Raw genomic sequence first — 25,953 nt, 5'->3', positions numbered from 1 at the left:
GTTTACTCCGTCGTCAGCGCTTCGTTCACGAGCGCGGCTTGCTGTGCTTTGTGTTGGGAGGCGAGGCCCGTCGCGGGCGAAGCCGAGGCGGCGCGGCCCACATAACGGGCGCGGCTGTGGGTGGCGCCGATGCGGGTCAGCACCCATTCGATGTTGGGCTCGACAAAGGTCCAGGCGCCCTGGTTCTTGGGCTCTTCCTGGCACCAGACGATTTCGGCGCCCTTGAAGCGCTCCAATTCGTTGACCATAGACAGCGCCGGGAACGGATAGAACTGCTCCAACCGCAGGATGTAGACATCGTCGGCACCGCGGCTGTCCCGCTCCTCCAGCAGGTCGTAGTACACCTTGCCGGAGCAGATCACGACGCGCTTGATCTGGTCATCGGGCTTGAGCGTCAGATCCGAGTTGCCCAATTCCGCATCGTCCCACAGCACCCGGTGGAAGCTGCTGCCAGGCAGGAACTCTTCCTTTTTGCTGACAGCCAGCTTGTGGCGTAGCAGGGACTTGGGCGTCACCAGGACCAGCGGCTTGCGGAAGTCGCGGTGCAGCTGACGGCGCAGGATGTGGAAGTAGTTGGCCGGCGTCGAGCAGTTCGCGACGATCCAGTTGTCCTGGCCACACATCTGCAAGAAGCGCTCCAACCGGGCGGAGGAGTGCTCTGGGCCTTGCCCCTCATAGCCGTGGGGCAGCAGGCAGACGAGGCCCGACATCCGCAGCCACTTGCTCTCGCCGCTGCTGATGAACTGGTCGAACATGATCTGGGCGCCGTTGGCGAAATCGCCGAACTGGGCCTCCCACATGGTCAGGGCGTTGGGTTCGGCCAGGGAGTAGCCGTATTCAAAGCCCAGCACCGCGTATTCCGACAGCGCCGAGTCGATCACTTCGTAATGGGCCTGCCCCTCACGGATATTGTTGAGCGGGTAGTAGCGCTCTTCCGTCTCCTGGTTGACGAAGCCGGAGTGCCGTTGGCTGAACGTGCCGCGGGTGGAGTCCTGACCGGCCAGGCGCACGCCGTAGCCTTCGGTCAGCAGCGACCCAAAGGCCAGCGCCTCGGCCGTGGCCCAGTCGAAGCCGGTGCCGCTGTCGAACATCTTGCCCTTGGCATCCAGCAGGCGACCAATGGTCTTGTGCACGGGGAAGCCGTCGGGCGCCGAGGTCAGGGCCGTACCCACCTGGTCGAAGGTTTCGGGCGCGATGGCGGTTTCGCCGCGCACGTATTCCTCGGCGTCGCGCTTATCGAGGTGGGACCAGCGACCATCCAGCCAGTCGGCCTTGTTCGGTTTGTAGTCTTTACCGGCCTCGAATTCCTGCGCGAGGCGGTCCTGGAAGGCGGCCTTCATGTCCTCGATCTCGCCTTCGGGGATCAGACCGTCCTTCACCAGACGCTCCGTATACAGCGACAGGGTCGTCTTATGGCCCTTGATCCGTTTGTACATCACCGGGTTGGTGAACATGGGCTCATCGCCCTCGTTGTGACCGAACCGGCGGTAGCAGAAGATATCCAGAACCACGTCCTTGCCGAACTTCTGCCGGAACTCGGTCGCGACACGGGCGGCGTGGACCACAGCCTCCGGGTCGTCGCCGTTGACGTGGAAGATCGGCGCCTCAACCACCAGCGCGTTGTCGGTGGGGTAGGGGCTGGACCGGCTGAAGTGGGGCGCGGTCGTGAACCCGATCTGGTTGTTGACGACGATATGGATCGTGCCGCCCGTGCGGTGGCCGCGCACGCCCGAGAGCGCAAAGCATTCGGCCACGACGCCCTGGCCCGCAAAGGCCGCATCGCCGTGGAGCAGCACGCCGGTCACTTTCACGCGGTCAACGTCGGCTTTCTGATCCTGCTTGGCGCGCACCTTACCCAGAACGACGGGGTTCACCGCCTCCAGGTGGGAGGGGTTCGCGGTCAGCGACAGGTGGACCACGTTGCCGTCGAATTCCCGGTCGGATGAGGCCCCCAGGTGATACTTCACATCACCCGATCCATCGACGTCCTCGGGCTTGAAGCTGCCGCCTTGGAATTCGTTGAAGATCGCCTTGTAGGGCTTGCCCATCACGTTGGCCAAGACCGACAGACGGCCCCGGTGGGGCATGCCGATGACGATTTCCTCAAGACCCAGCTGACCGCCGCGCTTGATGATCTGCTCCATCGCGGGGATGAGCGCTTCGCCCCCGTCCAGGCCGAACCGCTTGGTGCCCATGTACTTGACGTGCAGGTATTTCTCAAAGCCCTCGGCTTCGACCAGCTTGTTGAGGATCGCGCGGCGCCCGTTCTGGGTGAAGGCGATTTCCTTGCCGAAGCCCTCGATCCGCTCCTTGAGCCAAGACGCCTGCTCCGGGTCGGAGATGTGCATATACTGGAGCGCGAAGGTGCCGCAGTAGGTGCGCTTCACGATGTCCACGATCTGCCGCATGGTCGCGACTTCGAGGCCCAGAACGTGGTCGATGAAGATCGGGCGATCCATGTCCGCTTCGGTGAACCCGTAGGAGGCGGGGTTCAGCTCCGGGTGGTCGGAGGCGTCGCGCATTCCCAGCGGGTCCAGATCGGCGGCCAGGTGCCCCCGGATCCGGTAGGCCCGGATCAGCATCAGCGCGCGGATACTGTCGAGCACGGCGCGCTTGATCTGATCGGCGGTGGGCTCCGGCGCGCCGACGGCGGCGGCCTTGTCCTTGATCTTTTTGGCGGCGGATTTCGCCTCTTTCGGGTCGGGCGCCCATTCGCCGGTCAGCGCGGCGGTCAAATCGTCGGCGGGCTGCGGCGGCCAGTCGGTGCGCGCCCAGCTTGGGCCCTCGGCCTCGGCGCGGGCGGCAGATTTGTCGTCAGCCAGGGCCTCGAAGAATTGCTTCCAGGTCTCATCCACCGCGCTGGGGTCGCTCGCGTAGCGGGCATACATCTGTTCCAGGTATTCCGCGTTGTGCCCCTGCATGAAGGACGTGGAATGGAAGACGTCGTTTTTGGAATGTTCGGTCATTGGCCTTCCTCGGGGTTATAGACAGATACGGTTTCGACGATGGACACGGTCGCCCGGTCGGTCGTCAGCTCGGAAAGGGGGGCGGGATCCAGTGCGATGACCATCACCCGGCGCAGGGGGGCCTCGGCCAGGGTCTCAAAGGTCGAGGGGCCGAAGCCCTCGTCGGTGCCGCTGGCGGGCGTGCCCTCGGGCGTGGCAATCCGGCAGATCACCTCGACGATGTCGAGACGGCCCTGTTGGGGCTTGCCCCAGTTGAAGGTCATGGCCGCATCGCCGCGGGTCAGGACCCGCTGCTTGGCCAAGTCGGTGTCAACCCGGCGGGCGAGGCCAGGGACCGTGCGGCGTTGGAGATCCATGATCTCGGGCAAGGTCGATCCGCCCCGGTCGGTGGAGGCGTAGAAAATCGTGCGCGCCAGGGCGATCCGCTCGACGGCTGCGTCGGGCAGGGGCGCGCCGGGGGCTAGGGCCGTCCACCCCTCCGACTCGAGCGACGCGAGCAGGCTATCGAAGTTGCGGTCATCGGCCAGGCAGGCCGCAGGGGCCGTTTGCGCGGCAGCCGGGAGCGAGAGCATGGCTGTCACAAAACAGGTTGCGATAAGTCGTTTCATTCTGGTCGCCTCCCTTGGCCGATGTCGTGGGTTTGGTGTCCGATGCCCTGTCGAGGTTGGGCGGTCGGCCCGATCCCAGGTCGTATCGCGATGGTCAGCGGGCATTGGCCACCGCCTGACGCACCGCGCCCGCCAAACCGTTGAAGCCATGACCGGCGCCCGACACCTCTTGGTAGCGGGCCGTCAACCCGCGGGCCTGCGCCTTCGCCACGTAGTCACGGGCCAGGGCGGGGACTGTGTTGTCGTCACGTGCCCCGGTGATGGCCACAATCGAGGTGCCCGAGGGCACGGATTTCAGAAAGCGGTCGGGCGATTGGCTGCGGGTCCAGGCGCTGCGCCCCCGGATCTCACGCCACCGGCGAATGTCGCAGGGGCAGGCGGCCAGGATGGCCGTGTCCACAAGACCCGGATACCGGCCAATGATGGCGCCAAGTTGCGCCGCGCCGCCGGAATGGCCCACCGCGATGACGCGCCCCGCGCCGACCTGTTGGCGGAGCGTCGAAATGGTTTGTGCCACCAGATCGTTATTGCGGCGCGTGTAGTGGTCCCGCGTGCCGGAGTTCGACCCCGGCGCGCGGTTGCCTGCGCTATCGGTGAATCCTGGACGGATGATCGCCGCGGCAACGGCCCCGCGCTTGGCCCCGGCGAACCGCGCCGCATAGGGGCGCAGGTAATCCGGGCCGCTATCTCCGTGCAGAAGCACGATCAGCGTCCCGCCCCGCGTCCCGGTGGCGGCATAGGGCAAAGGCTGTGCCTGTGCCGAAGACATGCCGAGCAGGCAAAGACAGACAGCCACCACCATCGCGCGCGCAAACCACGCAACGATATGAGGGGCTGTCGTCATGTCTTGTCCTCCTGCTCGGCAAAGGACGGGGCTTAGCCCGCGTCGATGGCTTCCTTGACGGCTTCGCCCAGGGTTGCCGGGCTGTCGGCCACGACGATGCCAGCGGAGCGCATGGCCTCGATCTTGGACTCGGCGTCGCCCTTGCCGCCTGCCACGATGGCACCGGCGTGGCCCATGCGGCGGCCCGGAGGCGCCGTGCGACCGGCGATGAAGCCAGCGGTGGGCTTCCAGCGGCCCTTCTTCTTTTCGTCGGCCAGGAACTGGGCGGCTTCTTCTTCGGCGGTGCCGCCGATCTCACCGATCATGATGATCGACTGGGTTTCATCGTCGGCCAGGAACATCTCCAGCACGTCGATGTGCTCGGTCCCTTTGATGGGGTCGCCGCCGATGCCCACGGCGGTGGACTGGCCCAGGCCCATGTCGGAGGTCTGCTTCACCGCCTCATAGGTCAGCGTGCCCGAGCGGGACACAACGCCCACCGAGCCGCGCTGGTGGATATGACCGGGCATGATGCCGATCTTGCAGGCGTCCGGCGTGATGACACCCGGGCAGTTGGGCCCAATCAGGCGCGTGGCGGAGCCATCCAGCGCGCGCTTGACCTTCATCATGTCGAGCACCGGGATGCCCTCGGTGATGCAGACGACCAGGGGGATCTCGGCGTCGATGGCCTCCAGGATGGAGTCAGCGGCGAAGGGGGGCGGCACGTAGATCACGGAGGCATTGGCACCGGTCTTTTCGACGGCCTCATGGCAGCTGTCGAACACGGGCAGGTCCAGGTGGCTCTGGCCGCCTTTGCCGGGGGTCACGCCGCCCACCATTTGGGTGCCGTAGGCGATGGCTTGTTCCGAGTGGAACGTGCCCTGGGATCCGGTGAACCCCTGGCAGATCACCTTGGTGTCTTTGTCGATGAGAATGGCCATGTCGTCTCCGGTCAGTCGTTTACTTGTGGATGATAAGGATCACAGGGTGGTCAAAGCGCTCGCTCTGACCGGTGTCTGGATTGGTGAAGGTGGTCGAGGCGATGGGCAGGGTCACCGCCACATCATCGAAGAAGAATCCCACGCCGCCCGCGGAATTGGTGCCCGCGCCCACGGGGGCCGAGGTGATCGGGCTGCCATCCACCAGGCGCGGGGCCAGGATTTCGCCGACCAGCCGGTTGGCGTCGCGCAGGCCCACGGCGGGCGATCCCACCGAACAGCCATTCCCGCGATAGACCTGCCGTGGGCGGCCCGGGAGGTTCAGCGCCTGCTCGGGCACCGGCCCGATGCGTAGGAACGTCAGGGTGCCCGGGTTGATGTAGACGGTCGTATTGCCGTCCCGGTCCCGGATCGGGAAGTTCAGCGACCGCGCGGCGCGGTCCTGCCGGCTGCGGGTGGTGTTGTTCAAACAGACGGCTTCAGCGGCAAAGCTCATGCGCTGGGCGGCAATTTGTTCGAACCCGGCGGAGGTTTGCAGCGAGGCATCGCTGGTCACGCAGCCGGTCAGGGCAAGCGCTGCGACGAGAAGTGCGGAAAGTCGTCTCATCTTGCGGCCTCTCTCTGGCTGGCGTCAGGGGTGAGGCGTTCAACGGCCAAGAATGTCTCTGGCCCGTTGGGGCCGGGCCGCGTGCCGGTGTGGACCACGGCGATCCGCTTTGGGTTCAGGAACCGAGCCGCCAGCAAGGTCGTGCCGGGCACAGCGGCATCGGTATGGGTCGCGGGCAGTGGCGCCTCGGTGCGGATGCCTTCGGCGGACAGCGCGGCCATGGCGACCTCTGCCGCGTCCTCACCGTAGGCCCCATCGAAAGCGACTTCGCAGCGACGGTCGGTTCCGGGCGTCACATCTGACCCCAGCGACGGAGGCACATCGGAGAATGGATTGAGATCGTAGAAGGCGACGCGCGCGCCCGTGCCGGCAATGCGCGCCTTGGCCGTGTCGGCGGTCAGAAAGGGTGAGAAACAGTTCTGCGCAAAGGCATCGAGGATGGCTGCGCGCTGGGGGTTGGCGCTCAGCGGGGCTGCCACCAAGGACAGGGCGGCGAGCAGGACGGGCAACTGGCTCATGTGTCCCGCCCTTTCAAATTGCGCCTGCCGACGGTGCCGTCACCGTTCAGCCAAATCGTGGCTTGCCGGTCTGACACGGAACACAGTTGCTCCTCTTCGGTCGCGAGCACGTCGACTGAGATGCCGGACCCATCCGTCGTGACTGCGCTTTCACGCGCGCCCAAAAGACCGCCGTCTTGATCAACGAAGTCAGCATGTTCGACGTCGCTGTACCGATCCCCTTTGCCGAGTTCGGCCCGAACTCGACCAATCTTTCCATCCGTGGCGAGACAGATGCGCGCGAACTCCTCTGCCAACGGGGCAGAAAGAGCCACGGGATCGGGAACGACGGGGTCGCGCGTCTCTGCCGGGGTCTCTTGGCACCCAGCTGGAAGAAGGAACAAACTGATGAGTGACCCTTGGGCGAGAGGCCAATCGCGGCCTCGGGTAGGGCGCCTCACAGCGTGCCGGACGCCGGACATCACGGGCGCGGGCGCCCTTGTGTCTCCGGCGCGCGCCATGCTGTGGAGCAAAGCCATTCGGTCAGTCCTCTTCGCTTTCGGGACGGTACGGTGCGCCCTGGGGCGTGTAGTTTGCCGTCCAGTTGCCGTCGGGGATGTTGGTCGGGGCCGTGCCCGCGTTGTGGAAGTTGCAGGCCCCAAGGCCGGTGACCGCCACAAGCGACAGGGCGAGGGCCGTTCGGCGCGGCGCCGCACATACGGCGGTTGAAAGGCCCAATGGACCTTTCGCAGGCCGCGCCGTACCGCGTTCAGAGCTACGCCCCTGCGGCTCTCGCAAGGTCCGTTGGACCTTGCGTTGGACGATGTCCGGGGTGAGCGTCACCCTTTCACCGCTTTCACGATTTTCTGGGCGCCGTCCTTCAGGTCGTCGGCGGCGATCACGTCCAGGCCGGAGTTGTTGATGATGTCCTTGCCCTGCTGGACGTTCGTGCCTTCTAGGCGGACGACCAGCGGAACCTTCAGGCCCACCTCTTTGACAGCTGCGACCACGCCCTCGGCGATGACATCACAGCGCATGATGCCGCCGAAGATGTTGACCAGGATGCCTTTGACGTTCTCATCGGAGGTGATGATCTTGAAGGCCTCGGTCACCTTCTCCTTGGTGGCGCCGCCACCCACGTCCAGGAAGTTGGCAGGCTCCGCACCATACAGCTTGATGATGTCCATGGTCGCCATGGCCAGACCAGCGCCGTTCACCATGCAGCCGATCTCACCGTCGAGCGCGATGTAGTTCAGGTCGTACTTGGAGGCGGCGAGTTCCTTGGGGTCTTCCTCGGTCTCGTCGCGCAGCTCGGCGATGTCCTTGTGGCGGTAGATGGCGTTGCCGTCGAAGCCGACCTTGGCGTCCAGCACCTTGAGGTTGCCCTCGTCCGTGACGATCAGCGGGTTGATCTCCAGCATTTCCATGTCCTTCTCGGTGAAGGCTTGGAACAGCTGACCCATCAGCTTAACGCACTGCTTGACCTGCGCGCCTTCCAGGCCCAGCGCAAAGGCGACGCGGCGGCCGTGATAGGCCTGGTAGCCCGTGGCCGGGTCCACGTCGAAGCTGATGATCTTTTCAGGGGTCGAGGCGGCGACCTCTTCGATGTCCATCCCACCCTCGGTGGAGCAGACGAACCCGACGCGGCTGGTCTGACGGTCGACCAGCAGGGCCAGGTACAATTCCCGCGCGATGTCAGAGCCGTCTTCGATGTAGATGCGGTTGACCTGCTTGCCCGCCGGGCCGGTCTGATGCGTGACAAGGGTGTTGCCCAGCATCTTCTTGGCTTCCTCGGCGGCTTCTTCGACCGACTTGGCCAGGCGCACGCCGCCTTTTTCACCGGCTTCCGCTTCCTTGAAGGAGCCTTTGCCACGGCCACCGGCGTGGATCTGCGCCTTGACCACCCACAGCGGGCCATCCAACTGACCGGCGGCGTTCTTGGCGTCTGCTGCTTTGGTGACCGGCACGCCGTCCGAGACGGGCGCACCGTAGTCGCGCAGAAGAGCCTTGGCCTGATATTCGTGGATGTTCATGGGGTCGCCCTCGTCTGGTCAATGCGGCTGTCTGGGGGCCGCTTGGCACGCAGACAGGGCCGTGAGAACCACAAAGGGGCGAATTGGACGAATGTTGGCGTGCTTTTCGCCGTTTGTGATCACAGTCCCCGAAGGTGTGATCACAAAACGATTCAGGTCGACTCGATCAGGGGAGCGCGAGACGAATCACCGATCCACAACTTTGTAAACGTAGTGTGATGGGCAAAAGGACAAGGGCAATTGACACCCTCCAGGATCCGGGCCCGGCAAAGAAATGGGGCGCCCCCTGCAGGGCGCCCCCGGTGTTTGCGATCTGACGGGCCTTAGGCCAGCGTGCTGTCGATGCCCTTGCAGGCCTCGACCAGGCCGTTCACGGCCTCAACGGATTTGTCGAACATGGCCTGCTCGTCGCGGTTCAGCTTGATGTCGACGATCCGCTCGATCCCGCCCGCACCAATGATGGTCGGCACACCGACGTACATGCCGTTCAGGCCCAGGGCGCCGTCCACATAGGCGGCGGCGGGCAGCAGGCGCTTTTGATCCTTGAGGTAGGCTTCGGCCATCTCAATGGCGCTGGTAGCGGGCGCATAGAAGGCGGAGCCGGTCTTGAGCAGGCCCACGATCTCCGCGCCACCGTCACGGGTGCGTTGAACGATGGCGTCCATGCTTTCCTGGCTGGTCCAGCCCATGTCGACCAGGTCGGGCAGGGGGATGCCGCCCACGGTGGAATAGCGCACCAATGGGACCATCGTGTCGCCGTGGCCGCCCAGCACAAAGGCCGTCACGTCGCGCATGGAGACGTTGAATTCCTCTGCCAGGAAGTGGCGGAAGCGGGCGCTGTCGAGAACGCCGGCCATGCCGACGACTTTCTCGTGGGGCAGGCCGCTGAATTCACGCAGGGCCCAAACCATCGCGTCGAGCGGGTTGGTGATACAGATGACAAAAGCGTCGGGGGCATTGTCGCGGATGCCTTCGCCCACGGCCTTCATGACCTTGAGGTTGATGCCCAGCAGGTCGTCGCGGGACATGCCCGGCTTGCGCGGCACACCGGCGGTGACGATGCAGACGTCGGCGCCTGCGATGTCGGCATAGTCGCCTGTGCCCTTCAGCGAGACGTCGAAACCTTCGACCGGGCCGGACTCAGCGATGTCCAGCGCCTTGCCCTGGGGCACGCCGTCGGTGATGTCGAAGAGGACGACGTCCCCCAGTTCCTTGATCGCGGCCAGGTGCGCGAGCGTGCCGCCGATTTGTCCTGCGCCGATGAGGGCGATCTTGGGTCGGGCCATGTGATGTCTCCGGTCTGTCCGTTCAAGGTCCGGGGGGTGGCTACCCCCGGAGACAGGGGGCGCGCAAGGGGACAGACAGGGGATGACAGCGCTAAACCTGGTGGATTTTGCCCGAAATCAGGCCTTCGGATGCACGGCCGCCAAGGTACACGCCGAGGATTCGCCAGCCACCGGTCTCAGGTATCGACGTCCGCCAAGTGGCTCAGATCGTCCATCCGATCCTCCCAAGATTGGCCAGACGCCACCAGGCATGTGACCCCATCGGGGCGTGTGACCGTGACCGTCCAGGTTCCATTATCGTCCGAGGCAAAGACCTCCACCACGCGGTTCTGGGGGGCCAGACCAATGCCACGACGGGTCTCACCAAAATCGGAGGACAGCCGTTCGACCACGATGCCCCGGGGGCCGCAATTGGCGGCTTGTGCCTGTGCGGGCAAGGTCAGCACGAGTGCCGCGAAGGAGGTCAGCGCAATCAGTGCAGTGTTCAACTTTTGCGTTTTTGTCATGGCACGTTCCTTTCGAATATGCAGACCGGCCCGCCGCCCCAAGGTATGGCGGTACGCCAGATCTCGGGTCAGGGCCGGACGGTGCCGGCGTCGAAGGTAGTGCCATGAGGGTGACACATGGGGCCGAACAAACCGTTAACGCCTGAGCCCCATCGACCGCGCTGCGGAGCAGCGTGAACAACAGCAACAATCGAACCAAAACGGACACAGGTCTTGCCATTCATTGCGCAACCTGTTCCAAGGCGCCAAATTGATCGGAGACTAAGATGACCGCAGCCGACCGCCCCTATCGTTCCGTTCTGTATATTCCCGGATCCAAGGATCGTGCCCTCGATAAGGCACGGACCCTGCCTGTGGATGCGATCATTTTCGACCTGGAAGACGCCGTCGCACCCGATGAAAAGGTGAATGCGCGGAAGACGTTGCAAGATGCACTGGCCGCTGGCGGATACGGGCCACGCAGCCGGATTGTCCGTCTCAATGGGGCCGATACGGAATGGGGCGCCGAGGATCTAGCGACCTTTGCCAAGGTCGACGTGGAGGCCGTTCTTCTCCCCAAGGTGAACACCCCCGAAGACGTTGCTGCGGCTGCGAAGGTTCTGGACGACGCAGGCTCTAACGCGACGATCTGGGCCATGATGGAGACGCCGGAGGGCATCCTGAACGCTGCCGCCATTGCCCGGGCGCCCCGCATGGGGGGATTCGTCATGGGGACGAACGACTTGGCCAAGGATCTAGGGTGCCGCACACGGGCCGACCGCCTGCCCATGATGTTCGCCTTGCAGACCTGCCTCACAGCGGCGCGAATGGCGGGCATTCCCTGCATCGACGGCGTCTATAACGCCTTTAAGGATGACAACGGCCTGCACGCCGAATGTGAGCAGGGCCGAGATCTTGGGATGGACGGCAAGACCCTGATCCACCCCGCGCAGGTGGCGATTACCAACGCGGCCTTTGCCCCCACCGAGGCCGAAGCCGACCTGGCGCGGCGTCAGATCGCCGCATTCGATGAGGCCATGGCTGCCGGACAAGGGGTCGCCGTCTTGGACGGTCGCATCGTCGAAAACCTGCATGTGGACACGGCCCGCCGGACCCTGGCAAAGCTGGAGGCGATTGCCAAGCTGGAGGGCTAAGCCATGGGGTTCGTCTTACTGATTGCGGGTCTGTTGTTGTGGAGTGGGGCGCATCTGTTCAAGCGCCTCGCCCCTGAGGCCCGCGCCCGTTTGGGCGAGCCCGGAAAGGGCCTGGTTACGGTTCTTTTGGTCCTCTCCATCGTGATGATGGTCTACGGCTATCGCTGGGCCGATGGGCCGTGGTTCTGGGGCCGCTCGGCCCCGCTGGTCGGGATTAACAACCTGCTGATGGTGGTGGCGTTCTACGTTTATGCCGCCAGCGCGGCCAAATCCGCCAAGATTTGGCTGGGCACCAAGGTCCGGCATCCGCAACTGACCGCCGTCCTGATCTTCGTGGCCGCCCACCTGTTGGTGAATGGCGATCTCAAGTCCTTCGTCCTGTTCGGTGGCCTCGCGCTCTGGGCCATTGCAGAGATTATCATCATCAACCGTCAAGAAGGTCCCTGGACGCCGCCGCCGCGCGCCAAGCCCATCAAGGAAATCACTACGCCCGTCATCGCGATGGTTGCCATGACCGTCGTGATGTTGATCCACAACTGGCTGGGCGTGCAGCCCTGGGGCGCGTGATGGCCACGCTTTACCGTCTGCTGACCGCCGAGGACACATCAGCCTTTTGCCATAAGGTGTCAGAGGCGCTGGCCAAGGGCTGGGTTCTGCATGGGTCCCCGGCCTATGCCCATGATCCGGCGACCGGAGTCATGCGTTGCGCCCAGGCTGTGACCAAGGACGTGGACACCCCCTACCACCCCGACATGAAACTGGGACAGCAATGACCAAGACCAATCCTGGCCGCTTTTTCGAGGACTACAGCCTCGGGCAGACCATCCGCCACGCCGTGCCCCGCACCATCGCCGAGGGCGAGCGGGCGATGTATCACGCGCTCTATCCGCAGCGGTTCGCGCTCTATTCGTCGGACGCATTCGCCATCGATTGTGGGCTGGACGGCGCGCCTTTGGATGACATGGCAGTGTTCCACACGGTGTTCGGCAAGACGGTGCCCGATGTGTCCCTGAACGCAGTCGCGAACCTTGGCTATGCGGAGGGTCGGTTCCTGAAGCCGGTCTATGCGGGCGACACCCTGCGGTCGGAATCCGAGGTCATCGGCCTCAAGCAGAACTCCAACGGCAAATCGGGCGTCGTCTGGGTCCGCACCACGGGCTACGACCAGAACGATACGCCCGTGCTCAGCTATGTGCGCTGGGTCATGGTGCGCAAGCGCGACACCGAGGCGCCCGCGCCCGAGACGACCATCCCAGATTTGGCTAAGACCGTTGCCGCCGAAGACCTCGTGATCCCCGAGGGGCTGACCTTCGAAGGCTATGACGCCGAATTGGCGGGGGAGCCGCACCGCGCCGCCGATTATGAGGTGGGCGAGGTCATCGACCATGTGGACGGCACCACCATCGAAGAGGCGGAGCATATGCTCGCCACGCGCCTCTGGCAGAACACCGCCAAGGTGCATTTCGACGCCACCTTCCGCGAAGACGGCAAGCGCCTGATCTATGGCGGCCACGTCATCAGCTTGGCGCGCGCCCTGTCCTTCAACGGCCTGGCTAACGCTCAGATGATCGTCGCCATCAACGCGGGCGCCCATGCGAACCCCTGTTTCGCGGGCGACACCGTGCGCGCCTGGTCCGAGGTGCTGGACAAGGCCGAGGTCGCGCCGGGCATCGCCGCCGTCAGGCTGCGCCTTGTGGCGACGCGGGGGGCTCAGGCCATGCCGGGGCAGTTGCGTGGTGAGGACGGCAAGTACCTGCCGGACGTGTTGCTCGACCTCGACTATTGGGCGCTGATGCCCGCCTAGGGGCTTGCCCCAGGGGGCGAAGGCGGGCCTTCATCGCGTATGATCCGCCTTATCCTTCTGTTTGTCGTGCTTGCCCTGCCGGTGCGGGCCGACTTCGTCCTCAATAACCTGCGCATGACCCTGTACCATGAGTTGGCCCATGCGGTGATCGACCAGCATGAGGTCCCGCTTTTCGGCCCGGAGGAAACGGCGGCGGATACCTTCGCCTTGGTCCTGGCCAACCGTTTACACGGCGAGGACGAGATGACGGCCATGGTTCAGGATATGGTCGCCGTTTATCGGGCCGATGCAGCGCGTGCGTTATTTGACCCTTGGGCCGAGTATATGCCGACGCCCCAACGGTTGGCCTATGCCATCTGTCTCTACTATGGGCAGAACCCCGAGGTGCGGCGCCCCCTCGCCCTGGCCATGGGCCTGCGCCCGGATGAGCGGCGGCCCTGCGTGGAGCGCGCCGCCTCAGTCACGGCGGCCTGGGGCCCGGTCCTGGATAGGATCGCCCCGTCCGAGCCGACCGACAGCTTGCGCCCCGCCCGTTTGGGCAAAGCCCTGCGCCTGCTCGGCAAGGACATTGCCCGGGTAAATCGGACCATTGCCTTGCCCCGGCCCATCCCCGTGCAAACCGAAGCCTGTGGCGAGGACAACGCCTTTTATTATCATTTCGATGAGCGGATCGTGTTCTGCCATGAGATGGTGACGACCCTCCGCCGCCGCGCCCGGGATCAGTAGTGCGGGACCTTTTCTCCGCGCTGGGCATGGGCGGCGACGGTATCGATCCGTTTTGTCCGGGTTGGTGCGGTCTTCGCCTGGGCGATCCAGCGTAGCACATTCCGCCGGTAAGACGGGGCAGCGCCGTCGAACCACCCCGCACCCGACCCGAGGGCGGCGCGTAGGTCGTCCGGCACCTGTAAGGCATCCACATCTGCCATGGCGTCCCACAGGCCACTTGCCTTGCCCGCAGCCACCGCGGCGCGGCCCGCCGGATGCATCCGTCCCTCCGCCTCCAACCGCGCGGCCCGGTCCTTATAGGTCTTGGCCCAAGTTTGCTCCCGGCGGGGCGAGATCAACTGCATCGTCCGGTCGGCGTCCAGCTTGTACCGCCGCCCGTCGATCCAACCATGGGCGATCAACGCGTCAAGCACCGCGTCCCGCGATAGGTATTTGTCCCTGTGGGTGGCCTTCCAGGTCACCAACAGCACGCCGTCGGCCCGCCCGTGGTGCGCTCCAAGCCAGGCCCAAAGCGCGGCCTCCGAGGTGACTTCTATCCGGTCCATACCGTCCATCGGCTGGCAGATAGGTCAGTCCTTCAGCGGGTCATGTCCCCAGTTCATCAGGCTGTAGCGCCAGGCCGAGGTCTCCACGTCGTCGTCTGGGCCACCCTGTGACAGGTGGCGTTTGATATAGCCGATCACGCGGGCCATGTGATCCCAATCGTCGTCAGACAGATCGTCCTTCTTGGTTCGCTTGACGTCCACGATGCGGCGGCCGGACTTATGTCCTTTGCTTTCGCCGTCGCCGCTGTCGGCGCCGACGGACTGGCTCTCATCGGTGTCCAACCAGTCTGACAACTCCTGTGGGGCCATATTTACAAGGTCTTTCCATTCGTCCCAAATCTGGTCTCGCGACTTGTCCGACATCGAATCCTCCTGTCTCGGTGATCCCTTCCAACGGTCGGACCAAAAATCCGGTTCCTTGTGATCACACCTGTACGGAGCGTGATCACAAAATTTGGATTTAGAGGCATTTTAACCGGCTGCGACGGTGCGACCCCGTGACACCGCGCGTCAAATCGGTAGGAGTACCGCCCAACAGACCGGATACAGACCAACATAGGAGCGTCGAGATGGCCGACGTGAACCGGGGCAACCGTCCCCTCAGCCCGCATTTGCAGGTCTATCGCCCGCAGCTGACTTCGATGACCTCCATCCTGACGCGGATCACGGGCAATGCGCTCGTGCTCGGCGGGATCTTGATCACGTGGTGGTTCGTGGCCGCTGCGGCTGGTCCCGAGGCTTTCGCCACGGCGGACGCGGTCCTGACCTCCTGGTTCGGTAAGCTCGTGTTCTTCGGCTCGATCTGGGCGCTTTGGTATCACACGCTCGCGGGCATCCGGCACCTGGTCTGGGATCAGGGATATGGTCTGGATGTTGAGACGGCCGAAAAGATGGGCCTCGGCATCATCATTGGGTCGGTCCTGCTGACCCTGTTCACCGTCATCGTGCTGTAAGGAGGCGACCATGGCTTATCTGACCGACCGCAAACGCGTTGCTGGCCTGGGCGCCTCTGGAACCGGCACGGAACATCACTGGCACCAGACGCTGCTGTCCTCGGCGCTCGTGATCCTTGTGCCGCTGTTCCTCTTCACCTTTGGCGCGATCCTGGGGGCCCCTTACGAGGAGGTCGTCGCCTATTACTCCCGGCCCTGGCCTGCGCTGATCGCCATCCTGACGCTGACCGTGGGGTGGGTGCATTTCGCCAAGGGCGTGCAGGTCCTGATCGAGGATTACGTCCACGGCACCGCCCGGAAGGTCAGCATCGTTGCGACCACCTGTCTCAGCTACGCTGGCGCGTTGGCAGGCGTTTACGCCTTAGCCCGCCTGGCCCTGTAAGTCTTTAGGAGCGACCCAAATGGCAGCTTACGAATACGAGACCCATGAATATGACGTCGTGGTGGTCGGGGCCGGTGGCGCTGGCCTCCGCGCGACCCTCGGCATGGCGGAACAAGGTCTGCGCACGGCCTGCGTGACCAAGGTCTTCCCCACCCGCTCCCACACCGTGGCGGCCCAGGGCGGCATTGCCGCATCCTTGGGCAACATGGGGCCCGACTCCTGGCAGTGGCACATGTACGACACCGTCAAAGGGTCGGACTGGCTGGGCGACACCGACGCCATGGAATACCTCGCCCGCGAGGCGCCTAAGGCCGTCTATGAGCTGGAACACTACGGCGTGCCCTTCTCCCGCACCGAAGAGGGCAACATCTACCAGCGTCCCTTCGGCGGCCACACGACCGAGTTCGGGGAAGGCCCTCCGGTGCAGCGTACCTGCGCCGCCGCCGACCGCACCGGCCACGCCATCCTGCACACGCTCTATGGCCAGTCGCTGAAGGAAAAGGCCGAGTTCTTCATCGAATACTTCGCCATTGACCTGATCATGTCCGAAGACGGTCAGTGCCAAGGCGTCCTCTGCTGGAAGTTGGACGACGGCACGCTGCACCTGTTCAGCGCCAAGATGACCGTTCTGGCCACGGGCGGCTATGGTCGCGCCTATTTCTCGGCCACCTCGGCTCACACCTGCACCGGCGACGGTGGTGGCATGGTGGCCCGGGCTGGCCTGCCGCTCCAGGATATGGAGTTCGTGCAGTTCCACCCCACCGGTATCTACGGCGCCGGCTGCCTCATCACCGAAGGCGCGCGCGGCGAAGGCGGCTACCTCACCAACTCCGAAGGTGAGCGGTTCATGGAGCGTTATGCGCCCACCTATAAGGATCTCGCCTCCCGCGACGTGGTCAGCCGCTGCATGACCATGGAAATCCGCGAAGGTCGCGGTGTCGGCAAAGAGGGGGATCACATCCACCTCAACCTGTCGCACCTGCCGCCTGAGACGTTGAACCTGCGCCTGCCCGGTATCTCCGAATCCGCGCGCATCTTCGCCGGTGTGGACGTCACGAAGGAGCCGATCCCGGTTCTGCCCACCGTTCACTACAACATGGGCGGTATCCCCACGAACTACTGGGGCGAAGTTCTGGCACCAACGCCCGGCAACGACGACAACGTGGCACCCGGCCTGATGGCCGTGGGCGAAGCAGGGTGTGCATCGGTTCACGGTGCCAACCGTCTGGGCTCCAACTCGCTGATCGACCTGGTCGTCTTCGGCCGTGCCGCCGCGATCCGCGCCGGTCAGGTCGTCGATCCCTCGACGCCTGTGCCCGCGCCGAACATGCGCTCGGTTGAAATGGCCCTGGCCCGCTTTGACGGCTTGCGGCACGCACGCGGTCAGGTCGCCACCGCCGAGCTGCGCCTTGAGATGCAGAAGACCATGCAGGCCGACGCCGCCGTCTTCCGCACCGAAAAGACGCTGGCCCAGGGTAAGGACAAGATGGAGGACATCGCGGGCAAGCTGCCTGACGTGGCCGTCACCGACAACACGCTGATCTGGAACTCCGACCTGATGGAGACGCTGGAGCTGGCCAACCTGATGCCCAACGCCGTGGCCACCGTGGTCGCCGCCGAGGCGCGCAAGGAAAGCCGGGGCGCGCACGCGCACGAGGACTTCCCTGATCGCGACGACGAAAACTGGCGTAAGCACTCGCTGACCTGGTTCAAGGGTGATGAGCAAAAGGCGTCGCTCGGCTATCGCGGTGTTCACCTGAACCCGTTGACCAGCCACAACGACGGCGGGATCGACCTCAAGAAGATCGCACCCAAGGCGCGCGTCTACTGATGCGGACACCTGTCTTCTTGGGTCTGGCATGTGCGCTTCTGGCCGCATGTCAGACCTCTGGGCTCTCGCGGGCGCCCACGGCTGAAGAACGGAGCATTTGCTTGGGTCAGATTGGAAAGGGTCCTGGCGGCTCCAATGGACAAATGTTGTCGATGGAAGAAGCCGAGGTCTATCAGGCCTGTCTTTCTGAACTCATCGGCTAAGGCGCAAGAGGCGAGAGGATGCTGGTAGGGACAACAAACAGCGGCAGCAGTCGGATGCGGTCCACGCCCACCGGGCTGGCTCTCGGTTTGTGTTGTCTGTCTGCTTGTATGCCCACAGGGCCTGAAGCGCGGCGCGCGGCCTATCTGGACTGCGCCCGCGATCAGGGTCTGACGGTGACCGATGGCACTATCCGCACGACCTCCGCCGCCGATCTCGCGCGGCTCGACGCTTGCGAGGCCATCCCCAGATGATCCGCATTGCTGCCTTCCTGCCGTTGGTTTTGATCGCCTGCGGCCCTCCCGCACCGATCACGCCCGAGCGGGCGGAGCGGCTGTGCCGGTCCGAGGCGGAACAGGCCGACGGCATATCCGGCTCCATCGGCGTGGGTATCGGCTCTGACGGGCCAAGCGCACGGGGCGGCATCACGATCACGGACGACATCTTCAACCCGCGCCCCCGGGATGAGGCGCTGGCCGATTGCATCGCACGCCGTACCGCCGGAGAGCCTACCCCGACCACCGTCGGGATCACCATCGGGGGCCGCACATGAGGGGGGCTGCTGGTCTCCTCCTCGTCGGTCTCGCGGGCTGTGGCGGAAATGCGCCCGGGCCGTCGGCCACAGATTTCGTGGGAACCGACGCCGAGGTCTCGCCCGGCCTCGCGTCTTGCGTAACAGCGATCGGGCGCCCGGATCTGGCCACGGATCCCGACGCCTCCATGACCAATGATGAAATCGAGGCCTTACTCACCTGCACCGCCGAGAGGGCGCGCGGATGAGTGATCTGATCGCCCCGCGCGTGTTCTGCATCGGGACACATCACAAGACTGGAACGCTTTGGATGCGCTCCGTTTTTCGCAAGCTGGCTGCTTGGATGAAGGTGGGCGAGCGGGTCGTCTATCCTTCGGTGACGGGCAAGGTAATTCCCGACCGGGAGCGGATGTTCCTGTTTTCCTGGTCTTCGACGTTCCGGTCCGCGATCCTGGACCTGCCGGAGGTTCGCATCCTGCACGTCATCCGCGACCCCCGCGATGTGTTGCTGTCGGGCTACCGGTATCACCAGCACGCCCCCCAGCGGGGCGAGGATTTTCTGCACCAGCCGCGCGCGGATTTGGACGGGCAGACGTACCAACAGCATTTGAATGCCTTGCCGACCGAGGTCGATAAGATGCTGTTCGAAATGGGTGAGAAGCACGCCAAGACCTTGGATGAGATGCTGGCCTGGGATTATGGGCGACCGAACGCGATTGAGGTCCGCTACGAAGACCTGATCGCCGATGTGACCTGCGACGGCTTTCGCGAGCACCTGCGCAATTTGGGCCTGACCGAGCCGGAGGTGTCCCGTGGCGGCGACATCTTTTGGGGCAACGCTTTGTTCGGGGGCCTTGCCAAGCCCGAGGATCGTGTGGCCCGCGTTGCGGCGCATGTCGCCTCGGGTCAGGCGGCGCAGTGGCGCACCAAAATGCCCCGTCCGGTGGCCGAAGCCTATGCCGAGGCCCATGGCGATGCGCTCGTGGCGCTCGGCTACGAAACCCACCCGTCTGACTGGGTGGAGGAGGTGCGCCATGCGGCCTGATGGAGTGCGCCAAACCGCGGGTCACCCCGCGGTGGGCCTCCGGTTTACCGGAGGCGCCGCCCTCCTGGTCCTGGCGGCGTGCAATACGCCCCTGGGCACCGAGGTCACCCGTGCCGCCGCCAAGGCGACCGTGAACCCCATCGTGGCCAGCCGTTTCCCGGGCCTGCCCGTGCAGCCCGCCACCGACTGCGTGATCGACAATGCCACGGGCGACGAGCTTGTCACCCTGGCCTCTGCCGCCGCGACCCGCGACGACCCGACCGCCACGCGGATCGTGGTCGATGTCGCAGGCCGCCCCGAGACCATCCGATGCTTTGGGCAGGACGCGCTGCCCGCCATTCTGAACACCCTCTAGGAGGAACGACCCATGGTTCAATTCACCCTGCCCAAGAACTCCAAGATCACCGTCGGTAAGACCTGGCCCAAGCCCGAAGGCGCCAACAACCTGCGGAAGTTCCAGATTTATCGCTGGAACCCCGAAGACGGCAAAAACCCGCGGCTCGACACCTATTGGGTCGATTTGGACACCTGCGGGCCGATGATCTTGGACGCGCTGATCAAGATCAAGAACGAGATCGATCCGACGCTGACCTTCCGCCGCTCCTGCCGGGAGGGGATCTGCGGGTCCTGCGCCATGAACATCGACGGGATGAACACCCTGGCCTGTACCTGGGGCATCGACGAGGTGAAGGGCGACGTGAAGATCTATCCGCTTCCCCACATGCCGGTCATCAAGGATCTGATCCCCGACCTGACCCACTTCTATGCGCAGCACGCTTCGGTCATGCCTTGGCTTGAGACCAAGTCGAACACGCCCGCCAAGGAATGGAAGCAGAGCATCGCCGACCGCGAAAAGCTGGACGGTCTCTATGAATGCATCATGTGTGCCTCCTGCTCGACGTCCTGCCCCAGCTATTGGTGGAACGGCGATCGCTACCTTGGGCCGGCCGCGCTGCTCCATGCCTATCGCTGGATCATCGACAGCCGGGATGAGGCCACAGGAGAGCGGCTCGACGATCTGGAAGATCCGTTCAAGCTGTATCGCTGCCACACGATCATGAACTGCGCCAAGACCTGCCCCAAGGGTCTGAACCCGGCCAAAGCCATCGCCTCCATCAAGAAGATGATGGTCGAGCGGCACGTATGATCCGGCTGGTCCTCGCCTTTGCTCTGCTGGGCAGCCCGGCGGCTGCCCAAAGCTCCAACGCGGCGCGGTACCTTGCCGCGCAAGAGGTGTCGGAGGCCTGTGATGGCCGTGGCGGGACCGTATCGGACGGCCTGTTCGAGAGGGATCTGGACGGCGATGGTCGCGACGACTTACTCATCGCCCACGAAGGTATCCGGTGCGCGGGCGGTGGCTTCGCCCGGAGCGCCTATTGTGGGATGCAGGTCTGTACGGTGAAAATCTGGTTGCGGCGCGGGGATTTGCTCAAACTGGAAGAGGAGTTCCTGGGCGGGGGGATCACCCTGGGTCCGACCTCTGTGCCTGTCATTTCCGGTTATGCCCACGGCGGCGCCTCCTGGTCCATGCGCTGGTCCGGCGGAGGGTTCCGTTAACGCGGTCCCTCTGGACCAATCGCAGCAGAGCCGACCACCCTGTGCGCCCATGCGCGTGGCCCTCGTCGGCATACTGGGTCACTTTGGCGGTCTGACCCTCATCGGAGCATCCAGATGCCGAAGCCCGCCACCGCAGCCCCCAAGCTCCAAGTGCCGCTCCTGTCAGGCGGACCCTACACCCTCGCCGATCAGCCCCGCGAAGTGCTGATCGTGTTCTATCGCGGTGTTCACTGCCCCGCATGCCGCAAGCAGCTAGAGGCCTTGGTCCCCCTCATGCCTGCCTTTGAGGAACGTGGCATCGACGTCGTCGCCATCTCCATGGACGAGGAGGATCGGGCCCAAAAAACCCAAGTAGACTGGGCCGTTGACGGCATCCCCATCGGCTACGCCATGCCCGAAAAGATGGCGCGTGACTGGGGGCTTTGGATCTCGGAACGAGTTGTCGAGAAAGAGCCGCCGATCTTCTCAGAGGCGGCGCTCACCTGGGTCGGGGCGGATGGCACGATCCTGGCCCATTGGCAGCAATCGGTGCCCTTCGCGCGTCCTCCGTTCGACGACATCCTGTCGGGCATCGACTTCGTTCGGGCCAATGGCCGTCCACCCCGGGGGGCGGCCTGAGGGTCAATCGGCACCGCCTATTTCCACGCCGTCTTCTTCGATCGCGCCGTCGCCATCTAGATCCGCGTCCAGGGCTGCCTCTCGCTCGGCCAGGGTATCGACCCGATCATTGGACATACAGCCCGCCAGCAAGGCGGTCAGGGCGGCGGCGGTCACGAGGGGTAGGGCGCGGGTCATGGGCAAGCTCCGTTTTGCATGATGGCCCCCAACGTGGCGCCACCCGCATCGGTTCCCTTTTGTGAATTTTCCATCTTGACCGACTCGCGATTTGGCCCCATGTGGCCGCGCATAGACGCCAACGCACGCGCCTCTGGCACGGCACTTCGCGGAGGCTTTCGGTCCGAAAGCCCCGCTGCACGGTTACGTAGCGACGGTAACGTCTCCCCTTGGAAGTGAGCGGTCTGCGCCGGGAAAGCCCCGGAATGGCCGGGTCTGACTGGAGATGACCAATGAACGCAGTAACCGGCTTCGGCCGTCCCGAAATCGTTGCGCCGTCGCGCGTGGAATCTTTCATCGCGGCCCATGACTTCGATCAGCCTACGCTGGTCTTGGACGTCGACGCGGTGGAGCGTCAATTCCGCGCTCTCGCCGCCGGTTTGGGCCGTGCGCACATCCACTATGCCGTCAAGGCGAACCCCCATGTGGCCATTGTCGAGCGTTTGGTGCGCCTCGGCTCTGGCTTCGATGCCGCTTCGCGCGGGGAAATCGAACTGGTGCTGAGCCAAGGCGCGGACCCGGCTCATGTGTCCTTTGGGAATACCATCAAAAAGGCCGCTGACATTCGCTTTGCGGCCCAAGCGGGCGTGACCCTCTTCGCGGCCGATGCCGAGGAAGAACTAGCCAAGATCGCGACCAACGCGCCGGGTGCCCGTGTTTATATCCGCGTGATCGTGGATAACCCCGAGGCCGATTGGCCGCTCAGCCGCAAGTTCGGCTGCGCCCGTGACAAGGCTTTGGCGCTGCTGGGCCTGGCCCGTGACCTGGGCCTGGTGCCCTTCGGCCTGTCGTTCCACGTCGGCTCCCAAACCCGTCAGGCGCGTATGTGGACCGGCACCTTGGATCAAGTGGCTGCCATCTGGCACGAGGCGCGGGAGGCTGGCTTCGACCTGCAACTGCTCAACATCGGCGGGGGCTTCCCGGCCTTCTATGGTGAGGAAATCGCCCACCCGACCACCTATGCCGCTGCTGTCATGGACCTGATCACCGAGCGGTTCGGCGACGTGCCCCAGATCATGGCCGAACCAGGTCGCGGCCTGGTGGCCGAAGCTGGCGCCATCGCTGCCGAGGTCCTGCTGACCGCGCGCAAGTCGGACGACGACCTGCACCGCTGGGTGTATCTGGACATCGGCAAATTCTCTGGCCTGGCCGAAACCATCGACGAGGCGATCCGTTACCAGTTCGTCACCCCCCGCGATGGCGACACCACGGGTCCCTGCGTTCTGGCTGGCCCGTCCTGCGACAGCGCCGATGTGCTGTATGAAAAGCGGCCCATTCAATTGCCGCTGTCGCTGCAAGCGGGCGATAAAGTGATCATCCGCAACTGCGGGGCCTATACGTCCAGCTACTCCTCGGTGGGGTTCAACGGCTTCCCGCCGCTGGCGACCATCGTGCTGTGATCCATCCCGGCGGGGACCTTAGCGATAGGTGCCCGCCGTGATGAACTCCCCAAAGCTTTCGCACCAGACAACCACAGTGGTGTAGGCCTCCAGATCTACTCCCTCGGGCACGTCGAGAACAAAGCCGTCGAAACTGCGCACATCGCCCACATGGAGCGCATCGGGACGGGCGGCGGCAAAGGCGGCTTCGTCCTCCACGAAGACGGTGGTCAGGTACAGTTTGTAGTCCGGCCCCGGCGCCAAGCGCCCGGTATGGACGATCCGCTCCGGCCCAAGGGCGATGGTCCCCTCGCCCCAATGCAGGAAATCGCTGCCCGCCAGGTCTCGCGTCAGCTCCGCCTGATAGGTGGCGCCTTCGGACATCGCCGCCAATTCCTCAGCCGAGGGGGCAGGGGGCGCCGTCAGGATTGGCAAGAAGTAGATCCCAAGCGCGAACCCCACGGCCACAGCAATCCCATGGGTGATGCCCCGAACGATCCACGTAACCATGTCATACCTCTCTGCTGACGCCTGACCATGGCATGATCCACGGGCTGCACAAACCCTGCACGACTGATAGCGATGGACTGCAGGGCCGATCGCTATTCCAGAGGACAGTCACACCAAAACGGGGGGTCACCATGCGGTCAGCCGGTGTTCGTTTCTTCATTGTCTTTGTGCTCACGCTGTTGATGGTCATCCCGCTTTGGATGGTCGGCGGCATTGTCCGGGAACGCTCAGACTATGCCGAGTCTACCCAACGGACCATTGGCCGCGAATGGGGTGGGGCCCAAACCGTGTCTGGCCCGGTTCTGGTGATCCCAGTGGAGGGGATCGCCTATCGCCTGGAAACCCGCGAAGTGGTGGATCGGGTGACCGGCGACACCACGACCGAAACCATCGAGACGCCCTACGCCGTTCGGCGGGACCCGGTCATCCTGCGCCCCGAAGACCTCGATATTTCGGTGGCGACAGCCTCCCAGATCCGCAGCCGGGGCATTTTTGAGGTTCCCGTGTATACCGCCGAGACGGAGTTGGCTGCGTCCTTCGACACCACCCGCGCTGCGACCGCCCTAGAGGCCGATGAGACCCTGCAATGGGACGCCACCGTTTTGCGCCTCGGGCTCAGCAGCAACAGCGGCGTGCGCCCAGGAGCCGAGATCAAGGGGCCAAACGGTCCCCTGGATCTGCGTCCCTTCGGGGATGGTACGTCCGGCGGGATCGAGGGCGACCTGGGCGCCGTGTCGGGCCGCGTGGCCGTCTCCGCCCGTCTGACGCTGAACGGCTCCTCGTCCTTTCGGGTCACGCCAGATGGGCGGACCACCCGGGTGACCATGTCCGGCGATTGGCCCGATCCGGGGTTCACCGGCGCCTTCTTACCAGAGACACGCACCGTCACCGCCGAAGGCTTTACGGCCACCTGGGCCGTGCCCCACTTGGCCCGCGCCATGCCCCAAGTGACACGAGGGGATGCCAACCGCGCCTTCGGGTTCGGGACCGACTTCGTACAACTCGGAGACTTTTACCAAAAGGCCTGGCGCGCCGCGCGCTATGGCATCCTGTTCATTGCCCTGACGTTTCTCTGCGTGTTGCTGACCGAACGCCGGGGGCAGCCGACCCACCCCGTGCAATACGTGCTGATCGGATTGGCCCAATCGCTCTTCGTGCTGTTAATGGTGGCCTACGCGGAGCAGGTCGGTTTTGCGCTGGCCTATGGCGGGGCTGCGGCGGCCACCATTGCGCTTTTGGTGATGTTTGGGGCCATCGGTTTGCGGCTGGGCCGCCGGACCTGGGTTCTGGGCGGGTTGCTGATGGTGCTTTATGCCGTGCTCTACCTCATCCTGACGGCGACCGACTTGGCCCTGTTGGCCGGCGCGACCCTGGCCTTCCTCGCCCTCGCCGCAACGATGATCGTTACCCGCAACGAAGAGTGGTTTGGCCCGAAAGGTCCCCGCGATGGGTTCCGTCGCCGCACCAAGGACTGACGACCAGGCGGCGGGGGGCGCTGGCATCCCCGCCGTCCGGAAGCCGCAGGAGGGCTTAGGTAAATGCGGCTTCCAGCGCGATCTCAACCATATCACCGAAAGAGGTCTGGCGGTCTTCCGATGGCAGTGCCTCTTCGGTCAACAGGTGGTCGCTGACGGTCAGAACGGCCAGGGCCCGACATCCATGGCGGGCGGCCAGGTTATACAATTCCGCCGCTTCCATCTCGACCGCCAGGATCCCGTGGTCCGTCATCATCTTATTGAGGTCGGGGCGCTGATCGTAGAACACGTCCGAGGAATAAATCCCGCCCACATGAACCGCGCTGGCTTTGGTTTGGGCGGCGGCATGGGCCGCTGACAGCAAGCCGAAATCCGCGCAGGGTGCGAAATTGATTTCCTTGAAGACCCCAACTGAGGGTGTGGAAATGGAGGAGGCCGTTTGCGCCAAAACGATATCCCGCAGCTTTACGTGCTGTTGCATCGCGCCGGTCGATCCAATTCGGATGAGGGTTTTTGCGCCATAAACCGTTATCAATTCGTTTGCATAAATCGACAGGGACGGCATTCCCATGCCAGAGCCGTGGAGTGTTACGCGATGACCGCGCCATGTCCCCGTATACCCCAGCATACCTCTGATATCGTTCACCAATTCAGGTGTCTCTAGAAACGTTTCCGCCGCCCATTTCGCGCGCATGGGATCGCCGGGCATAAGGATCGTTTCGGCGATTTGGCCAAGGTCTGCACGGATATGAGGTGTCATGTCGGTCTCTCCTAGACGGCAA

General features: G+C 64.3%; 34 protein-coding genes. 18 read left to right on the top strand and 16 right to left on the bottom strand.

Features of this window, described 5'->3' with window-relative positions; genetic code table 11:
• Positions 1–2 precede the first annotated feature (2 nt).
• The 11 genes from K5R33_RS08735 to K5R33_RS08685 all read right to left on the bottom strand — a co-directional run bounded on the left by K5R33_RS08735 (position 3) and on the right by K5R33_RS08685 (position 10,264).
• Positions 3–2,966, bottom strand: a complete 2,964-nt coding sequence (locus tag K5R33_RS08735; protein WP_220748652.1) for a 2-oxoglutarate dehydrogenase E1 component — start codon at positions 2,964–2,966, stop codon at positions 3–5.
• Positions 2,963–3,574 carry a hypothetical protein gene (locus K5R33_RS08730; protein WP_220748651.1) on the bottom strand — a complete coding sequence of 204 codons (612 nt, stop codon included), beginning with the start codon at positions 3,572–3,574 and terminating at the stop codon, positions 2,963–2,965. The genes K5R33_RS08735 and K5R33_RS08730 overlap by 4 nt, the downstream gene beginning before the upstream one ends.
• 94 nt (positions 3,575–3,668) lie before the next feature.
• Positions 3,669–4,418 carry an alpha/beta hydrolase family protein gene (locus tag K5R33_RS08725; protein WP_220748650.1) on the bottom strand — a complete coding sequence of 250 codons (750 nt, stop codon included), beginning with the start codon at positions 4,416–4,418 and terminating at the stop codon, positions 3,669–3,671.
• A gap of 32 nt (positions 4,419–4,450) precedes the next feature.
• Entirely contained in the window at positions 4,451–5,338 is an 888-nt protein-coding gene (sucD, locus tag K5R33_RS08720) for a succinate--CoA ligase subunit alpha (protein ID WP_220748649.1), read from the bottom strand.
• Positions 5,339–5,357: 19 nt separating this feature from the next.
• Entirely contained in the window at positions 5,358–5,942 is a 585-nt protein-coding gene (locus tag K5R33_RS08715) for a hypothetical protein (protein ID WP_220748648.1), read from the bottom strand.
• A complete protein-coding gene (locus K5R33_RS08710) occupies positions 5,939–6,460 on the bottom strand; it encodes a succinyl-CoA synthetase subunit beta (protein WP_255576265.1) in 522 nt (173 codons plus the stop codon). Before K5R33_RS08710 ends, K5R33_RS08715 begins: the two co-directional genes overlap by 4 nt.
• The gene (locus K5R33_RS08705; RefSeq protein ID WP_220748647.1) at positions 6,457–6,843 is read right to left on the bottom strand and encodes a hypothetical protein; all 387 of its coding nucleotides are present in this window, start codon (positions 6,841–6,843) and stop codon (positions 6,457–6,459) included. The genes K5R33_RS08710 and K5R33_RS08705 overlap by 4 nt, the downstream gene beginning before the upstream one ends.
• 139 nt (positions 6,844–6,982) lie before the next feature.
• A complete protein-coding gene (locus K5R33_RS08700; RefSeq protein ID WP_220748646.1) occupies positions 6,983–7,282 on the bottom strand; it encodes a hypothetical protein in 300 nt (99 codons plus the stop codon).
• Positions 7,279–8,472: an ADP-forming succinate--CoA ligase subunit beta gene (gene sucC / locus K5R33_RS08695; protein WP_220748645.1), complete on the bottom strand. Its 1,194-nt coding sequence runs from the start codon at positions 8,470–8,472 to the stop codon at positions 7,279–7,281. Before sucC ends, K5R33_RS08700 begins: the two co-directional genes overlap by 4 nt.
• A gap of 323 nt (positions 8,473–8,795) precedes the next feature.
• Positions 8,796–9,758, bottom strand: a complete 963-nt coding sequence (gene mdh, locus K5R33_RS08690) for a malate dehydrogenase (RefSeq protein ID WP_220748644.1) — start codon at positions 9,756–9,758, stop codon at positions 8,796–8,798.
• Positions 9,759–9,934: 176 nt separating this feature from the next.
• Positions 9,935–10,264: a hypothetical protein gene (locus K5R33_RS08685; RefSeq protein ID WP_220748643.1), complete on the bottom strand. Its 330-nt coding sequence runs from the start codon at positions 10,262–10,264 to the stop codon at positions 9,935–9,937.
• Between the two features lie 266 nt (positions 10,265–10,530).
• Between K5R33_RS08685 and K5R33_RS08680 the strand changes: the two genes are divergently transcribed.
• Genes K5R33_RS08680 through K5R33_RS08660 form a run of 5 tightly spaced genes read left to right on the top strand, consistent with a single transcriptional unit; the run spans position 10,531 to position 13,927 of the window.
• A complete protein-coding gene (locus tag K5R33_RS08680) occupies positions 10,531–11,397 on the top strand; it encodes an HpcH/HpaI aldolase/citrate lyase family protein (protein ID WP_220748642.1) in 867 nt (288 codons plus the stop codon).
• Positions 11,398–11,400: 3 nt separating this feature from the next.
• Positions 11,401–11,964 carry an NnrU family protein gene (locus K5R33_RS08675; protein WP_220748641.1) on the top strand — a complete coding sequence of 188 codons (564 nt, stop codon included), beginning with the start codon at positions 11,401–11,403 and terminating at the stop codon, positions 11,962–11,964.
• Positions 11,964–12,170, top strand: coding sequence for a DUF1737 domain-containing protein (locus tag K5R33_RS08670; RefSeq protein WP_220748640.1), 207 nt, complete (start codon positions 11,964–11,966; stop codon positions 12,168–12,170). The genes K5R33_RS08675 and K5R33_RS08670 overlap by 1 nt, the downstream gene beginning before the upstream one ends.
• The gene (locus K5R33_RS08665) at positions 12,167–13,201 is read left to right on the top strand and encodes a MaoC family dehydratase (protein WP_220748639.1); all 1,035 of its coding nucleotides are present in this window, start codon (positions 12,167–12,169) and stop codon (positions 13,199–13,201) included. Before K5R33_RS08670 ends, K5R33_RS08665 begins: the two co-directional genes overlap by 4 nt.
• 39 nt (positions 13,202–13,240) lie before the next feature.
• Positions 13,241–13,927 carry a DUF4344 domain-containing metallopeptidase gene (locus K5R33_RS08660; RefSeq protein ID WP_220748638.1) on the top strand — a complete coding sequence of 229 codons (687 nt, stop codon included), beginning with the start codon at positions 13,241–13,243 and terminating at the stop codon, positions 13,925–13,927.
• On the opposite strand, the gene K5R33_RS08655 is transcribed toward K5R33_RS08660, so the two are convergent.
• On the bottom strand, positions 13,921–14,472 hold the full coding sequence (locus K5R33_RS08655) for a YdeI/OmpD-associated family protein (RefSeq protein WP_220748637.1): 552 nt from the start codon (positions 14,470–14,472) through the stop codon (positions 13,921–13,923). The two genes, K5R33_RS08660 and K5R33_RS08655, sit on opposite strands and share 7 nt — an antisense overlap.
• 24 nt (positions 14,473–14,496) lie before the next feature.
• On the bottom strand, positions 14,497–14,835 hold the full coding sequence (locus K5R33_RS08650) for a DUF3140 domain-containing protein (RefSeq protein ID WP_220748636.1): 339 nt from the start codon (positions 14,833–14,835) through the stop codon (positions 14,497–14,499).
• A gap of 206 nt (positions 14,836–15,041) precedes the next feature.
• Between K5R33_RS08650 and sdhC the strand changes: the two genes are divergently transcribed.
• The 11 genes from sdhC (at position 15,042) to K5R33_RS08595 (ending at position 21,591) form a co-directional block, all read left to right on the top strand.
• On the top strand, positions 15,042–15,425 hold the full coding sequence (sdhC, locus tag K5R33_RS08645) for a succinate dehydrogenase, cytochrome b556 subunit (RefSeq protein WP_220748635.1): 384 nt from the start codon (positions 15,042–15,044) through the stop codon (positions 15,423–15,425).
• Between the two features lie 10 nt (positions 15,426–15,435).
• Positions 15,436–15,807 carry a succinate dehydrogenase, hydrophobic membrane anchor protein gene (gene sdhD, locus K5R33_RS08640; protein WP_220748634.1) on the top strand — a complete coding sequence of 124 codons (372 nt, stop codon included), beginning with the start codon at positions 15,436–15,438 and terminating at the stop codon, positions 15,805–15,807.
• Positions 15,808–15,826: 19 nt separating this feature from the next.
• Positions 15,827–17,638, top strand: coding sequence for a succinate dehydrogenase flavoprotein subunit (sdhA, locus tag K5R33_RS08635; RefSeq protein ID WP_220748633.1), 1,812 nt, complete (start codon positions 15,827–15,829; stop codon positions 17,636–17,638).
• Between the two features lie 311 nt (positions 17,639–17,949).
• Positions 17,950–18,093 carry a hypothetical protein gene (locus K5R33_RS08630; RefSeq protein WP_220748632.1) on the top strand — a complete coding sequence of 48 codons (144 nt, stop codon included), beginning with the start codon at positions 17,950–17,952 and terminating at the stop codon, positions 18,091–18,093.
• Positions 18,090–18,392: a hypothetical protein gene (locus K5R33_RS08625; RefSeq protein WP_220748631.1), complete on the top strand. Its 303-nt coding sequence runs from the start codon at positions 18,090–18,092 to the stop codon at positions 18,390–18,392. The genes K5R33_RS08630 and K5R33_RS08625 overlap by 4 nt, the downstream gene beginning before the upstream one ends.
• Positions 18,389–18,619 carry a hypothetical protein gene (locus tag K5R33_RS08620; protein ID WP_220748630.1) on the top strand — a complete coding sequence of 77 codons (231 nt, stop codon included), beginning with the start codon at positions 18,389–18,391 and terminating at the stop codon, positions 18,617–18,619. The genes K5R33_RS08625 and K5R33_RS08620 overlap by 4 nt, the downstream gene beginning before the upstream one ends.
• Positions 18,616–19,416, top strand: coding sequence for a sulfotransferase family protein (locus K5R33_RS08615; RefSeq protein ID WP_220748629.1), 801 nt, complete (start codon positions 18,616–18,618; stop codon positions 19,414–19,416). The genes K5R33_RS08620 and K5R33_RS08615 overlap by 4 nt, the downstream gene beginning before the upstream one ends.
• Complete coding sequence (locus tag K5R33_RS08610) at positions 19,406–19,771, top strand: hypothetical protein (protein WP_220748628.1); 366 nt, start codon at positions 19,406–19,408, stop codon at positions 19,769–19,771. The genes K5R33_RS08615 and K5R33_RS08610 overlap by 11 nt, the downstream gene beginning before the upstream one ends.
• Before the next feature lie 12 nt (positions 19,772–19,783).
• Positions 19,784–20,563 carry a succinate dehydrogenase iron-sulfur subunit gene (locus K5R33_RS08605; RefSeq protein ID WP_220748627.1) on the top strand — a complete coding sequence of 260 codons (780 nt, stop codon included), beginning with the start codon at positions 19,784–19,786 and terminating at the stop codon, positions 20,561–20,563.
• Positions 20,560–20,973, top strand: a complete 414-nt coding sequence (locus K5R33_RS08600) for a hypothetical protein (RefSeq protein WP_220748626.1) — start codon at positions 20,560–20,562, stop codon at positions 20,971–20,973. The genes K5R33_RS08605 and K5R33_RS08600 overlap by 4 nt, the downstream gene beginning before the upstream one ends.
• 114 nt (positions 20,974–21,087) lie before the next feature.
• Positions 21,088–21,591 carry a redoxin domain-containing protein gene (locus K5R33_RS08595; protein WP_220748625.1) on the top strand — a complete coding sequence of 168 codons (504 nt, stop codon included), beginning with the start codon at positions 21,088–21,090 and terminating at the stop codon, positions 21,589–21,591.
• A 3-nt stretch (positions 21,592–21,594) separates the two neighbouring features.
• Here K5R33_RS08595 and K5R33_RS08590 read toward each other — a convergent pair whose 3' ends face one another.
• A complete protein-coding gene (locus K5R33_RS08590) occupies positions 21,595–21,768 on the bottom strand; it encodes a hypothetical protein (protein ID WP_220748624.1) in 174 nt (57 codons plus the stop codon).
• 272 nt (positions 21,769–22,040) lie between these two features.
• Here K5R33_RS08590 and K5R33_RS08585 point away from each other — a divergent pair, with 272 nt between their 5' ends.
• Positions 22,041–23,207 (top strand): type III PLP-dependent enzyme, encoded by a 1,167-nt coding sequence (locus tag K5R33_RS08585; protein WP_220748623.1) that lies wholly within the window; start codon positions 22,041–22,043, stop codon positions 23,205–23,207.
• An 18-nt stretch (positions 23,208–23,225) separates the two neighbouring features.
• Here K5R33_RS08585 and K5R33_RS08580 read toward each other — a convergent pair whose 3' ends face one another.
• Positions 23,226–23,696 (bottom strand): DM13 domain-containing protein, encoded by a 471-nt coding sequence (locus tag K5R33_RS08580; RefSeq protein WP_220748622.1) that lies wholly within the window; start codon positions 23,694–23,696, stop codon positions 23,226–23,228.
• Positions 23,697–23,827: 131 nt separating this feature from the next.
• Between K5R33_RS08580 and creD the strand changes: the two genes are divergently transcribed.
• Positions 23,828–25,171: a cell envelope integrity protein CreD gene (gene creD, locus K5R33_RS08575; protein WP_220748621.1), complete on the top strand. Its 1,344-nt coding sequence runs from the start codon at positions 23,828–23,830 to the stop codon at positions 25,169–25,171.
• A gap of 55 nt (positions 25,172–25,226) precedes the next feature.
• On the opposite strand, the gene deoD is transcribed toward creD, so the two are convergent.
• The gene (gene deoD / locus K5R33_RS08570) at positions 25,227–25,931 is read right to left on the bottom strand and encodes a purine-nucleoside phosphorylase (protein ID WP_220748620.1); all 705 of its coding nucleotides are present in this window, start codon (positions 25,929–25,931) and stop codon (positions 25,227–25,229) included.
• Positions 25,932–25,953: the final 22 nt, after the last annotated feature.

The organism is Jannaschia pagri (assembly GCF_019655435.1).
In the GTDB taxonomy this organism is placed as follows: Bacteria; Pseudomonadota; Alphaproteobacteria; order Rhodobacterales; family Rhodobacteraceae; genus Jannaschia; species Jannaschia pagri.
The sequence above is the reverse complement of the archived record's forward strand: the minus strand, read 5'-3'. Positions and strand labels throughout refer to the sequence as shown.